The sequence below is a fragment of the Sulfitobacter sp. TBRI5 genome (assembly GCF_051013555.1).
Classification (GTDB): domain Bacteria; phylum Pseudomonadota; class Alphaproteobacteria; order Rhodobacterales; family Rhodobacteraceae; genus JL08.
The window spans coordinates 2161060-2173981 of the sequence record NZ_CP112884.1 but is presented as its reverse complement, the minus strand read 5'-3'; the positions used below and the strand labels follow the sequence as shown (position 1 = coordinate 2173981).

At 59.3% G+C, this 12922-nt stretch carries 15 protein-coding genes; 9 read left to right on the top strand and 6 right to left on the bottom strand.

The window, feature by feature from the left end; all coding sequences use genetic code 11:
* Nucleotides 1–43 precede the first annotated feature (43 nt).
* Nucleotides 44–1432 (top strand): 30S ribosomal protein S12 methylthiotransferase RimO, encoded by a 1389-nt coding sequence (rimO, locus tag OLX72_RS10910; RefSeq protein ID WP_114871193.1) that lies wholly within the window; start codon nucleotides 44–46, stop codon nucleotides 1430–1432.
* A 155-nt stretch (nucleotides 1433–1587) separates the two neighbouring features.
* On the opposite strand, the gene OLX72_RS10905 is transcribed toward rimO, so the two are convergent.
* Entirely contained in the window at nucleotides 1588–2172 is a 585-nt protein-coding gene (locus OLX72_RS10905; protein WP_114872393.1) for a PA14 domain-containing protein, read from the bottom strand.
* A gap of 178 nt (nucleotides 2173–2350) precedes the next feature.
* On the opposite strand from OLX72_RS10905, the gene OLX72_RS10900 reads away from it, so the two are divergent.
* A complete protein-coding gene (locus OLX72_RS10900; protein WP_433988637.1) occupies nucleotides 2351–2593 on the top strand; it encodes a CDGSH iron-sulfur domain-containing protein in 243 nt (80 codons plus the stop codon).
* Here the strand turns inward: OLX72_RS10900 and OLX72_RS10895 are convergent.
* The 3 genes from OLX72_RS10895 to OLX72_RS10885 all read right to left on the bottom strand — a co-directional run bounded on the left by OLX72_RS10895 (nucleotide 2588) and on the right by OLX72_RS10885 (nucleotide 4079).
* Nucleotides 2588–2875, bottom strand: coding sequence for a DUF6455 family protein (locus tag OLX72_RS10895; RefSeq protein WP_114871195.1), 288 nt, complete (start codon nucleotides 2873–2875; stop codon nucleotides 2588–2590). The genes OLX72_RS10900 and OLX72_RS10895 overlap by 6 nt on opposite strands.
* A gap of 85 nt (nucleotides 2876–2960) precedes the next feature.
* Complete coding sequence (locus tag OLX72_RS10890; RefSeq protein WP_114871196.1) at nucleotides 2961–3215, bottom strand: DUF6455 family protein; 255 nt, start codon at nucleotides 3213–3215, stop codon at nucleotides 2961–2963.
* 138 nt (nucleotides 3216–3353) lie between these two features.
* Nucleotides 3354–4079 carry a M48 family metallopeptidase gene (locus tag OLX72_RS10885; protein WP_114872394.1) on the bottom strand — a complete coding sequence of 242 codons (726 nt, stop codon included), beginning with the start codon at nucleotides 4077–4079 and terminating at the stop codon, nucleotides 3354–3356.
* A gap of 106 nt (nucleotides 4080–4185) precedes the next feature.
* On the opposite strand from OLX72_RS10885, the gene OLX72_RS10880 reads away from it, so the two are divergent.
* Together OLX72_RS10880 and OLX72_RS10875 are read left to right on the top strand one after the other, a co-directional pair.
* Nucleotides 4186–4425: a hypothetical protein gene (locus tag OLX72_RS10880; RefSeq protein ID WP_114871197.1), complete on the top strand. Its 240-nt coding sequence runs from the start codon at nucleotides 4186–4188 to the stop codon at nucleotides 4423–4425.
* Nucleotides 4426–4463: 38 nt separating this feature from the next.
* Nucleotides 4464–5576, top strand: a complete 1113-nt coding sequence (locus OLX72_RS10875) for a class II histone deacetylase (protein ID WP_114871198.1) — start codon at nucleotides 4464–4466, stop codon at nucleotides 5574–5576.
* A gap of 3 nt (nucleotides 5577–5579) precedes the next feature.
* On the opposite strand, the gene OLX72_RS10870 is transcribed toward OLX72_RS10875, so the two are convergent.
* Nucleotides 5580–7238 (bottom strand): Y-family DNA polymerase, encoded by a 1659-nt coding sequence (locus OLX72_RS10870; RefSeq protein WP_114871199.1) that lies wholly within the window; start codon nucleotides 7236–7238, stop codon nucleotides 5580–5582.
* A 197-nt stretch (nucleotides 7239–7435) separates the two neighbouring features.
* Between OLX72_RS10870 and OLX72_RS10865 the strand changes: the two genes are divergently transcribed.
* A complete protein-coding gene (locus OLX72_RS10865) occupies nucleotides 7436–8548 on the top strand; it encodes an S-(hydroxymethyl)glutathione dehydrogenase/class III alcohol dehydrogenase (protein WP_114871200.1) in 1113 nt (370 codons plus the stop codon).
* The gene (locus OLX72_RS10860) at nucleotides 8545–9252 is read left to right on the top strand and encodes an NYN domain-containing protein (protein WP_302622780.1); all 708 of its coding nucleotides are present in this window, start codon (nucleotides 8545–8547) and stop codon (nucleotides 9250–9252) included. The genes OLX72_RS10865 and OLX72_RS10860 overlap by 4 nt, the downstream gene beginning before the upstream one ends.
* A gap of 3 nt (nucleotides 9253–9255) precedes the next feature.
* Here OLX72_RS10860 and OLX72_RS10855 read toward each other — a convergent pair whose 3' ends face one another.
* Nucleotides 9256–9873: a TetR/AcrR family transcriptional regulator gene (locus OLX72_RS10855; protein ID WP_433988636.1), complete on the bottom strand. Its 618-nt coding sequence runs from the start codon at nucleotides 9871–9873 to the stop codon at nucleotides 9256–9258.
* Between the two features lie 135 nt (nucleotides 9874–10008).
* Here OLX72_RS10855 and mbfA point away from each other — a divergent pair, with 135 nt between their 5' ends.
* From mbfA to fghA, 3 genes are all read left to right on the top strand, one after another.
* Complete coding sequence (gene mbfA, locus OLX72_RS10850; RefSeq protein WP_114871202.1) at nucleotides 10009–10983, top strand: iron exporter MbfA; 975 nt, start codon at nucleotides 10009–10011, stop codon at nucleotides 10981–10983.
* 42 nt (nucleotides 10984–11025) lie between these two features.
* Complete coding sequence (locus OLX72_RS10845; RefSeq protein ID WP_114871203.1) at nucleotides 11026–11952, top strand: AEC family transporter; 927 nt, start codon at nucleotides 11026–11028, stop codon at nucleotides 11950–11952.
* Between the two features lie 95 nt (nucleotides 11953–12047).
* Entirely contained in the window at nucleotides 12048–12881 is an 834-nt protein-coding gene (gene fghA / locus OLX72_RS10840) for an S-formylglutathione hydrolase (RefSeq protein ID WP_114871204.1), read from the top strand.
* Nucleotides 12882–12922: the final 41 nt, after the last annotated feature.

Below are 12922 nucleotides of genomic sequence, written 5' to 3'. Positions count from 1 at the left end.
TTGACCTCTTCCCGCGCGATCACGGATCGCGTATAGCGCGGGGATGAGCACGAACCCGCCAGATATGCGCCCCGATATCGCCCCCGCCGCCCTGTTGCCACAGGCCAAACGCAGCGACCAGCCAAGCATTGGCATGGTCTCGCTTGGTTGCCCCAAGGCATTGGTGGACAGCGAACGGATCCTGACCCGCCTGCGCGCGGAAGGCTACGGTGTTTCGCCCGATTATGCGGGCGCGGACGCCGTTATCGTGAACACCTGCGGCTTTCTGGACAGCGCCAAGGCGGAAAGTCTGGATGCCATCGGCGAAGCGCTGAAAGAAAACGGCAAGGTGATCGTGACCGGCTGTCTGGGTGCGGAACCCGATTACATTCGCGAACACCACCCCAATATTTTGGCGGTGACGGGCCCGCACCAATACGAGCAGGTTCTGGATGCGGTACACGCCGCCGTGCCACCCAGCCCCGACCCGTTTGTCGATCTGCTGCCGGCCTCTGGCGTGTCGCTGACCCCGCGCCATTACAGCTATCTCAAGATTTCAGAAGGGTGCAATCACAAGTGCAAGTTCTGCATCATTCCCGATATGCGTGGCAAACTGGCCAGCCGCCCCGCCCATGCGGTTCTGCGCGAGGCGGAAAAACTGGTGCAGGCCGGCGTGCGTGAACTGCTTGTGATATCACAGGATACATCGGCCTACGGGCTGGACCGCAAATATGATCTGAACCCGTGGAAAGACGGTGAGGTGCGCAGCCACATCACCGATCTGACCCGCGAACTGGGCCAGTTGGGTGCGTGGGTGCGGCTGCATTACGTCTATCCCTACCCGCATGTGCGCGATCTGATCCCGCTGATGGCGGACCCCGCCAATGGTGTGCTGCCCTATCTGGATATCCCGTTCCAGCACGCGCATCCCGATGTGTTACGCCGCATGGCGCGGCCTGCCGCGGGTGCCAGAACGCTGGACGAGATCGCGAACTGGCGCAGCATCTGCCCCGACATCACCCTGCGCAGCACCTTTATCGTCGGCTATCCGGGCGAAACCGAGGCCGAATTCCAGACCCTGCTGGACTGGATGGACGAGGCGCAACTGGATCGTGTCGGGTGCTTTCAATACGAAAACGTTGCCGGTGCGCGCTCAAACGCGCTGCCGGATCATGTTCCGCCCGAGGTGAAACAAGACCGCTGGGATCGCTTCATGGAAAAAGCACAGGCGATTTCCGAGGCGAAACTTGCCGCCAAGGTGGGCCGCTTGATCGATGTGATCGTGGACGACGTCGACACCGACGCCGCCACCTGCCGCACCATGGCCGACGCGCCGGAAATCGACGGCAACCTGTTCATCGACGAAGGGTTCGAGGGATTGAAACCCGGAGATATCGTTTCGGTTCAGGTGGATGAAGCGGGGGAATATGATTTGTGGGGGAAGGTTGTTTGATGTTGAACGAAAGCCAAACGGAACAAACCAACCATTCTTTGAGTATCCACTAGTTTCACTGGAAACAGGTTCCACCCTTGCGGTTTCTCGCAGCAAAAAGCCCGCCTATTACTAGGCGGGCTCTGGAAAAATGATCCCTGTAAGATCAAATATCCCTACTTCTTGTAGCCAAACGCCCCATTTGGCACCTGCGCCAGCGCGCCGCCGCCGCCGGATCCCATGCGCATCATCAGGCAGGATGTGCCTTCTTTCTGGAAATACAGCGCCTTGAGCTCGTACCAGCCGGCCTCGGGCACATCTACGGTTGTCACGCGGGTGGTTTCGCATCCGTGAATGCCATCATAAAGCGCCACCTGCTGGCCGCCGATCCAGACCTGTAGGCCGTCATTGGTCAGGAAATCGATATCATAGCTGCCGGGTGCATCGAATTTGATATAGCCGTTGATATCCGCCGCCACCTGATATTCACGCCGCGCCGTCATCACCAGATCGCCTTCGGTTGTATTCGGGTAGGATAGCCCGGCCAGCGGTTTGCCCCGCTTGCCGCTGCTGTTGATTGCCGCCGAAGCGTCCACCAGCGTTCTGATCTTGTTGGAGGGATACCCGTAATTCACCGCCAGCCCTTCCTTCAGTCTGGCGGGTTGCGGATCGGCGGGTGTCAATGTGACCGACCCTGCCAGACTTATAGTGGCACATAACATGGACAGGGCGGCAATGGCCCCGATCAACCTGATCTTCATTTCGTTCTCCCCATTTTTCGACACGGCAGCGGATTGATCCGTGCCGGCCTTTAAATCTCTATTGCCCCTGATCCTACGGCGCGGCGAAAACGCTGACAAGTAGATCGAATTCACGGACACGAGACTGTCATTTTTTCGGTGCTCCGCTAGATTGGAATCATCAAACAAGAGGTATCCCATGTCTGACGCTCCTATTATCGCCCAAAAGGCACCCTATGCTGTCGAAGTGATCGCCGGAAAAACCTATTTCTGGTGCGCCTGCGGCAAATCGTCAAAACAGCCGTTTTGTGACGGATCGCACAAAGATACCACCATCACCCCGATCAAATACGAGGTCGACGCAGACAAAAAGGCGTTTTTCTGTGGGTGCAAATATTCGACCAAATCGCCATTGTGCGACGGTTCACATTCAAAGCTATGAGGGTCGCCTGCGGCTTGTTTTCTGCCGGAGTTGGCAAAGGATGTCTGCGTTGACACAGTCTTTGGGTCCGGTCTCGGACTCGTCGAATTGCCGGGCCAGCCAGCGTTCGCAGGCATCGGCATGCGCGCAGGTACGGCAGTGTGTAACCATCGCACTGTAATCCTGTGCGCTCAGATGACCGGAATGAATACACTCACTCAGGTTCAGCCCCATCACACGGGCGACAGACCGGGTCAGCCAGAAATGGCGCTCCGGATGTCCAAGTTTAAGAATGTTCGTCATATCCGGGTTTCTTCTTTATCCAAAGCTCCGCCAACTCAGACGCCCCAGCGCCTGACGCCAGCGCCAGCCTCATAAGGAGAATGGGTTAGGGCAGCAGTCGTTCGATCAGATCGGTGTTGCGGCAATAGCTGGGGGATTTGTCCGCGACCCCCTCCTGCTGTGCCAGCCACTGATCGCAATGATCAGGATTGGAGCATCCCGTGCACCGCAATACCGCGTCGCTGATCTCTTCTATCTGAACGTCGCCACGCATCGTGGCCTCTTCCAGATCAACACCGCGCGCTGTGGCCATATGATCGACCAAGGCCGCGTGTCGTTTCAATACGTTTTCGTGTTGCATTGGCGTTTCGCCCCTGTTGTGGACCTTACATTAAGACCCATACTAAGAGAACCGCGCGGTAACGCGCCTTGACTCAGATCAAGGATGGTACCCGCCGGCGGGGCACCAGCGTCGCAATTTTGTGCAATTTTAAGGGAATTATAGCTGTGCGGCCGTCCGGCGAACCGTTTCGATCCGTGCTGCATTCGGCGGATGTGTGCCCAAAAAGCGGTCTCCCGGGTCGGGAATGCGGGTAAAGAACAGAGCACCGCGCAGTGGATCATAGCCAGCACGGGCCGTGATGATCGTGCCCAGCGCGTCGGCCTCAAGTTCGAATTCCTTTGAATAGCTGCGTGCGCCCACGGTGGCGCCCAGATCCTGCGCCGTCTGAACGCTGGCCGGATCGGCACCTGTTAACGTGGCCAGCCCGGCGAAAATCACGGCACCGGCCATCGCATTGTCGCGCTGGCGCGCCAGATGGCCTGCGATATGGTGGGCCGTTTCATGCCCAAGCACAAAGGCAAGCTCGTCCGCGTTGCGCGCATCCCGGATCAGCGCAATCGTGAATGCCACCACGGGCCTGCCGTTTTTATCCAGTGTCTGGAAGGCGTTAGAGGGTTGCCCCGGGCGATCATCCACGACAATCCTGAAATCGCAATTCACCCCGCGGGTGCGCGCGCGGCATTCCCGTTCGGCCACCGGTTCAACCGTGCCGACCACGCGCGCAAATGTGCGCCCGGCCGCATCCGCACTTAGTGCAGGCGCGACCGGCGCGGCAGGTTGTGCCTGCTGTGTCTGGGATGTGGGTGTATTGGTTGTCACGACCACCTCGCCGCACGCGGCGAGGGTTGCCAGAACCCCCAAAGACATCAGCCATCTACGCATCGATTCAGTCCACCAATCAGTTCTGCTTATTTTAGCACGCGTTGCATTGGCCGCCAGTCCTGATAACACGGTCGACGCTTCCGTTTGACACACAGAAAGGTGCGCCATGTTTTCCATCGAGCACGAATTTGACGCCACCGTGATCACCCTTGTGGACGAAGGTGCCGCCCCCTTGCAGGAAGACGTTGCCGTACACGCGTTCGAAGAATGCGTGACCATCGAACAGTTTGATCCGCGCCACGACACGGTCAGGCGCATCACCTTGTCACATGTGCAGGTGCGCGATCTTGCTGCCGCGTTGAATTTGCCGGAAGGTGTGTACCGTTCGATGCCAAAACGGGGCTGACACGGCATATCCGAAACGATCAATGGCATGAGGTTAAGATGAGCACAGGATTTTTCTGGGATGAACGGTGTTTCTGGCACGGCGGGGGCAATTATGCCTACACGCTGCCGGTGGGCGATCTGGTGCAACCGCTGGCGGCAGGCGGCATACCGGAAAACCCGGAAACCAAGCGCCGCCTGAAAAATCTGATGGAAGTGACGGGCATCACGCAAGATCTGGACATGCGCGGCGCGCAACCGGCCAGCCGGGACGATCTGCTGCGGGTGCATCCGGCGCACTACATTGATGAATTCAAAACCCTGTCGGACGCGGGTGGTGGCGAGCTGGGTCTGCGCACACCGTTTGCCAAAGGCGGATACGACATCGCCGCCCTGTCTGCCGGTTTGTCCGTTGCCGCGGTCGAGTCCGTTCTGCGCGGCGAGATTGACAATGCCTATGCCCTGTCGCGCCCGCCGGGGCATCATTGCCTGCCCGATTATCCCAACGGGTTCTGCCTGCTGGCCAACATCGCCATCGCAATCGAAGCGGCACGCGCCAAGGGGCTGGGGCAGAAATTTGCCGTGCTGGATTGGGATGTGCACCACGGCAATGGGACCGAAGCGATTTTCTTTGATCGCGACGATGTGCTGACAATCAGCCTGCATCAGGAAGGCAATTACCCGCTGGATACCGGGGCGATCGCCGATCGCGGCACCGGCGCGGGTGACGGGTATAACATCAATGTGCCGCTGCCCGCCGGCACCGGCCACACCGCCTATCTGGCGGCGATGGACGAAATCGTGCGCCCCGCACTGGACCGGTTCCAGCCCGATATCATCATCGTGGCCTGCGGTTTTGATGCATCGGCAATTGATCCGATGGCGCGGATGCTGGCCACGGCTGACACGTTCAGGCAGATGACATTGCGGATCAGGGATGCCGCCGAAGCCCTGTGCAACGGGCGTCTTGTTCTGGTGCATGAGGGCGGATATTCGGAAGTGTACGTGCCGTTCTGCGCCCATGCCACACTCGAAGCCTTGTCAGACAGCAAACGCACCGCACCGGATCCGCTGGCAAAGACCTTCGATGTGCGCCAACCCTCTGCGCGCTTTGATGCGTTTCTGCGCGAACAGGTGTCGGATATGGCGCGGCAACTGGGGCTGGCCGGATAAACGTCAGGCGAAACTGCCCTGACAGAACCAGCCGGCCGACATCGTGCCGCCATGCCCGTAGAACAGCCATAACCGTTCCCCATTCCGGGTGGTGACAACCCAGTAATCGCGCACTCCGCTGCGCCAGTCGGGATCATCCAGCCACCATTCCGGCGCGATCCGTTCCGGCCCGGTGGCACAGGCCAGATGCAGCGTGCGCCCGCGCCATCGAAACGTCGCCGGAACCGCAGGCTGGTCCGGTGCGCGCACGGGTTCGGGGCGCCACATCAGCACCGGACGGCGCGGCCCCTGATCGGGCCAGTTCGTATCAGCGGCAGACCATGCCGCCGCCATGATCTTTTGGGTTTTTTCCGGAATATGGCTTGCCGCGGGGTGCAAGCGCGTGATCGCGTCAAGCCCGACCCGCGCCCCGATCCGCCCGATCAGATCATCCAGCGCGGTGTTGGCCGCCAAACGCGCGTTCACAGCGCGCCCCGCCTCAAGATGGCCCACCGCCGTGCGATTGTGCAGCGCCTCGGTTTGCAGCGCCTCAATGCGCAACATATCGATCCCGAAACCGGCCTCTATCCGGTCCAGTTTCATCACCAGCAGCGGGCGGATACGGTCGGGGCTGGACGAAGCCCGCGCCAGCGCAACTTCGACCGATTGCACCCCCTGATCGGCCCGGAATACCTGTAAGCGCACCACACGCGCACCGCGTTCCTTTGCCTTCAAATGATCGCACAACCGCGGCAACACCCTGTCCAGCCCCGCAACAAGATCATCCATCAGCCCGATGGGATCAGGCAGTGTCAGGCGCACGGCAAAATGATCCGGCGCGCGTGCCGGTGAAATCGGCTCCGGGGCGCTGCCCATCGCCTGATCCAGCCGCAACACCAGCCCGCGCCCGAACCTGCGCGCCAGACCGGCACGCGGCTGGCCCAACAGATCGCCGACCCGGCGCAGCCCCAGATGCGACAATTGCGCGGTGGTGTCCCCGTCCAGCCTGAGTGCGGCAACCGGAAGCGGGCTGAGCGCGCTGTAATTCTGGCCGGGGGGCGCAATGCACCCAGATCCGGCCAGCAGCGCCGGCGCGCCTGCCGGTGCCGCCCCGCCTTTGGTCCAGTGCCGCCGCTTTCCGGCCCGCGAACGGGTCGCGCGCGCCTCCTGGTCGATGGCATCGCCGCTGCGATGTGATCCGGTGGCCTGCCCTGCATAACGTGCAAGCGCCCAGGCGGCCCCCAATGTGTCTGCTATACCGCACCGCACATGCAATCCCAGATCGGCGCAATCATCCTGAACCACCTGCAACAGCGCCGTTTCCCCGCCAAACAGATGCGCACACCCTGTCAGATCGATCACCAGACCATCGGGCGGGTGTTCAGCGACCCACGGGCTGAATTTTCCGGCCCAACGCCGCAAAACAGTCAGAAAGGCAGCTTCGGCCTCGCGATCCTGCAACCGCGTGATCAGCCCCAGACACATGGCATGGGCATCGCGCACCGGCTGCCCCACCTTCAGGCCCGCCTGCAACGCCTGCCCGTTCAGCGAAGACAGAACCTGCATGTTCTGCGTTTCGGTCACCACCGCCAATGGCATATCCCACAGCCCGCGCGCACGGCGCATCAGCCGTTCCGCACCAAGGCGCGGAAACCACAGGGACAGGACACGGGATTGCGGCATCAGATCACAAATGTTCTATTTTTGTTCTCATTCTATCTAGAGCGAGTCGCCCCCCGAGTCGAGGCCAGCCGGCGCACAACCCACCCCGCCAGAACCAACAGAAAACTGCCGCTTGGGTTATTTTCCGGAAGCAAACAGTTGAAATACCGCCGCGTTTGTCACAGGGTCGCCACAACAGAAAAAGGGGAGGATACAACATGCGCACCCGTGCCGCCGTTGCCGTGGAAGCCGGCAAACCGCTTGAGATAATGGAAGTGAACCTTGAAGGCCCGCGCAAGGGCGAGGTTCTGGTTGAAATCAAGGCCACCGGCCTGTGCCACACCGATGAATTCACCCGTTCTGGCGATGACCCCGAAGGGATATTCCCCGCGATTCTGGGCCACGAAGGTGCCGGTGTTGTGCTGGAAGTGGGCGAAGGCGTCACCACATTGGAACCGGGCGATCACGTGATCCCGCTTTACACGCCCGAGTGCCGCGAATGCGAATACTGCCTGTCGGGCAAGACCAATCTTTGCCAGAAAATCCGGGTCACGCAGGGCCAGGGCCTGCTGCCCGATGGCACCACGCGGTTTTCGATGCTGGATGGCACACCGATCCACCACTACATGGGCTGTTCGACCTTTGCCAACCACACCGTCGTGCCGGAAATTGCGCTGGCCAAAGTGCGCAAGGACGCGCCATTCGACAAGATCTGTTACATCGGCTGCGGTGTCACCACGGGTATCGGCGCGGTGATCAATACGGCCAAGGTCGAAATCGGCGCACGTTGTGTGGTTTTCGGACTGGGCGGCATTGGCCTGAACGTCATTCAGGGCCTGCGCCTTGCCGGGGCCGATCAGGTGGTGGGTGTCGATCTGAACGACGACAAGGCCAAGGTCGGCACCTATTTCGGCATGACCGACTTTGTGAACCCCACCAAGGTCAAGGGCGATCTGGTTGCGCATCTGGTCGAACTGACAGGTGGCGGTGCCGATTACACGTTTGATGCCACCGGCAACACAACCGTCATGCGCACCGCGCTCGAGGCGGCGCACAAGGGCTGGGGAGAAAGCATCATCATCGGCGTGGCCCCCGCGGGTGCCGAAATCTCGACCCGCCCCTTCCAACTGGTCACGGGCCGCGTTTGGCGCGGCACCGCCTTTGGCGGCGCCAAGGGGCGCACCGATGTGCCGAAAATCGTTGATTGGTACATGAGCGGCAAAATCGAGATCGACCCGATGATCACCCACAAGCTGACACTGGACCAGATCAACGAAGGGTTCGAGCTGATGCACAAGGGCGAAAGCATAAGGGCGGTCGTAGAGTTTTGAGCCTGCGCGATACACCGCTTCTGGCCGTGCTGATCGACGCTGACAATATGTCGGCGAAACACGCAGATGCGATCTTTCTTGAGATCGCATCGATGGGCGAAGCCAGCATCCGCCGTATCTATGGTGACTTTCAGGGCGGCGGCCCGCAAGGCTGGACCAAGGAAATACTGGCATCACACGCCATTATTCCCCATCAGCAATTTGCCGGCGCGACCAAAAGAAACGCCTCGGACATAGCATTGGTCATTGATGCCATGGATATCCTGCATTCCGGTCGCTTCGACGGCTTCGTGATCATCTCGTCCGACAGCGATTTTACCAGACTGGCTAGTCGTATCCGCGAGCAGGGAATTGATGTTTTTGGAATTGGCGAAAGCAAAACCCCTGCCGCTTTGCGAAAAGCGTACAAAAAATTCATTCTGGTTGAAAATCTGGTTGCCACGGACGAGCAGGCAGCAACGGAAAAAGAGAAAAGCAACCCGCCATCCAAGGCCCGGCCACTTTTGAGATCTGCCATCGAAGCCGCGGGCGCCGATGGCGGCTGGGTGCCGCTGGGTCAGGTGGGAAAACAGTTAAACGCAAATGACCCGTCATTTGATCCACGTGCCTATGGATGCCCCAACCTAAGCACACTTGCCCGCAAAGCAGGCACATTCGAAGTCAAGGAAATCGACAACACGTTGAAAATACGGACCAAAACCTAGCCTTCAGACCCCGTACCGCGCCAGAAACGTGTCTACCGCATTTTCAATAACTTGCGCGATTTCCGCCTTTGAAAACTCTGACTGGATCCCGAACACCGCCCGTATCCACAGCTTTGCCTTGCACAATTCGGAAAACTGGTCGGCCGCCATGCCGACATCTTCGATGTTCAGTTCTCCGCGCTCGACAGCGCCGCGCATGTATTCCGCCAACCGGTCATGCCCCATTTTGGGGCCGGCGGCATAGAATGCGCGACCAAGTTCGGGAAACCTGTCGCGCTCGGCAACACAAATGCGAAACACACTTTGCGAGAAATCCGACAGCAGGAAGGGCACCAGCTTTGATGCGGCAACAGTCAGCGCCGCACGCGGCTCCTTGCTGGCCTCGATCTGTTCGACAGCTTCATTTGCCATCCGGTCACATTCGATCGTGGCCACCTCCATGAACAGCAGCCGTTTATCGGGAAAATAGCTGTAAAGCGTGGCCTTTGACACACCGGCAGCTTTGGCGATGTCATCTACACTGGCGCCTTCGAAACCATCGGCCATAAACACCTGCCGTGCCCCTGCAACGACCTGATCGTATTTGCGGCCCTTGCGCACAATATCGACGGCTTCACCCATGGTATCCCCTTCTTTGGTAGCTGACAGTTTAAACTGACGGGTTCACTTTCAACAACACCTCAAAATTGATTTCGCACTTGACCCGAATTCGCAGCGGAATAACATTAGAACAATTCTAAATTACAGGAGCGAACCATGCGGTTCCTATCGCAGCGCAAACGTTTTTCGGACCTGTCCGAACAGGAAATCATCGCTTTGGCGATTTCGTCCGAAGAAGACGATGCGCAAATCTATCGCGGCTACGCGGAAACCCTGCGCGCTGATTTCCCTGACAGTGCCGCCGTCTTTGACGGCATGGCCAAGGAAGAAGACGGGCACCGCGCCCGCCTGATCGCATTGCATGAAAAACGGTTTGGATCGACCATCCCGTTGATCCGGCGCGAACATGTTGCAGGATATTATACACGGCGGCCCGTCTGGTTGGTTGAAAACCTGGGGCTGGAGCGCATCCGCGCCGAAGCCGAAGCGATGGAACGCGATGCGGAACGGTTTTATCTGAATGCCGCCGCAAAAACACAGGATGCCGCCACGCGCAAACTGCTGGGCGATCTGGCCGCTGCCGAAGCAGGCCATCAGACAGTCGCCGGAGAACTGGAAGACAAACATCTGGGGGGCGATGCACGCGACAGCGAAGATGCGACCGCCAAGCGCCAGTTCATTCTGACATGGGTGCAACCGGGCCTTGCGGGGCTGATGGACGGATCGGTATCCACGCTGGCCCCGATCTTTGCCGTGGCCTTTGCCACCCAGGACACCTGGACAACCTTTCTGGTCGGGCTGGCGGCGTCTGTGGGCGCCGGTATTTCAATGGGGTTCACCGAAGCTGCGTCTGATGACGGTGAACTGTCGGGGCGCGGCTCTCCTTTGAAACGCGGGTTTGCGTCGGGTATCATGACAACGGTCGGCGGGCTGGGCCACGCCCTGCCCTATCTGATTCCGGATTTCTGGACGGCGACCATCATCGCCTGCATCGTCGTGTTTATCGAGCTGTGGGCAATTGCATGGATCCAGAACAAGTACATGGATACCCCGTTTTTCCGTGCTGCGTTTCAGGTGGTTCTGGGGGGCGCGCTGGTCTTTGCCGCAGGTGTGCTGATCGGCAGCGGCTAGGCGGGCTTGCAGGCGGAGCACGCAAAATATACTGCATGACCCATGGTCGAGATATTTCTGAAAACATTGCCGTTTTTTGCACTGATCGGGTTGGGATTCTGGGCCGGAAAAACGCGGTTCTTCACCGAGGAAGCCACCGCCTATCTGACCAAATTCGTGTTTTATTTTGCACTGTCGGCCATGTTGTTCAGATTTGCCGCAAACCTGTCCCTGTCCGAGGTCTTTAACGGCAAGCTGATCGCGGGATACCTGTGGGCCACGGCCTTTGTCTACGGAATTGCCACCATGGTGGCGTTTATCCGTCGCCTGAACATTGAAACCGCCGCGATCGAGGCGCAATGCGCCGTGATCGGCAATGTCGGCTTTCTGGGCATTCCCATGCTGGTTCTGCTTTTAGGCCCGGACGCGGCAGGTCCGGTCATGCTTGTCTTGGCGGTTGATCTGATCGTGTTTTCAAGCCTGATCGTGATTCTTATCACCGGCGGGCGCGATGGCCGCATGAGCCTTGGCATCTTTCGCACAATCGGTGTCGGCCTGATCAAGAATCCGATGATCGTATCGATTGTACTGGGTCTTTTGTGGTCGTCCTTTTCGCTTCCGATCCCCGCCCCGATGAACGATTTTCTGGCCATACTCGGTGGCGCCGCAACCCCGGGCGCGCTGTTTGCCATCGGTGCATCTCTGGCGTCCAAATCCGCCGAACGCATCGAAGTTGCAGCATGGCTGACCTTTTGCAAACTGGTGCTGCACCCGGCATTCGTGGCCGTTGCCGTCCTGTTTATCTTTCCGATCGATGCCTATTCGGCCGCTGTTGTCATCTCGGCTGCGGCCCTGCCCGTGGCCGGAAATGTCTATATTCTGGCGCAGCATTACGGCGTTGCGCCGCACCGTGTTTCGGCAGCCATTCTTCTGTCGACCGCCGTCAGCATCGTCACCGTTTCGGCCGTGATTGCATGGGTTGCGCCCTGAAAACCTGCGTTTGGGCGGCAATGACCTGCCGTTCAACCCTTGCTGCATCGCACATCACCCGATAGCGATAGGGGAACACAGAAAGGGATGACAGGATGAAAACTGTATCAGAAAACCGGTGCTTTAACGGCCGCCAAGGTGTTTACACCCACACATCCGATGTCTGCGCCTGCGACATGACATTCGGACTGTTCCTGCCGGAAGAGGCCGCGGACGGGCCGGTGCCAGTGTTGTGGTACCTGTCGGGCCTGACGTGCACCCATGAAAACGCAATGGTCAAGGCGGGCGCGCAAACCTGGGCCGCCGAACAGGGCATCGCGCTGGTGTTTCCCGACACCTCGCCGCGGGGCGAGGATGTGGCGGACGACGAGGCGTATGATCTTGGCAAGGGGGCCGGGTTTTACGTGGACGCGACCCAAGACCCTTGGGCACCCCATTTCCAGATGCACAGCTATATCGCACAGGAACTTCCCGCGCTGATCGGCGAACATTTCGCCGTCGATATGGACCGTCAGGCCATTACCGGCCATTCCATGGGCGGCCACGGCGCATTGACCCTTGCGATGGGCCTGCCCGGGCGGTTCCGCTCTGTTTCTGCCTTTGCGCCAATCTGCAATCCGACAGCCAGCGATTGGGGCCGCAAACAATTGTCGGCCTATCTGGGCAAAGATCACAGCCTTTGGGCAGATCATGACGCAACGCTGTTGATGCAAAAGACAGGATTTGACGGCCCTATCCTGATTGATACCGGCACCGACGACCAGTTCATCGATCTTCTGAAACCAGAGGCATTTGCCGCCGCCTGCGCGGAACGTCGGCAAGAAGCGACATTGCGGATGCAGAAAGGCTATGACCACAGTTATTTCTTCGTATCGACGTTCATGGAAGATCACATGGCGTTTCACGCACAGGCGCTTTACGCCGCCTGAAGGTTACTGAATACACGCTGTTGACCTGTTCAACGGATGTT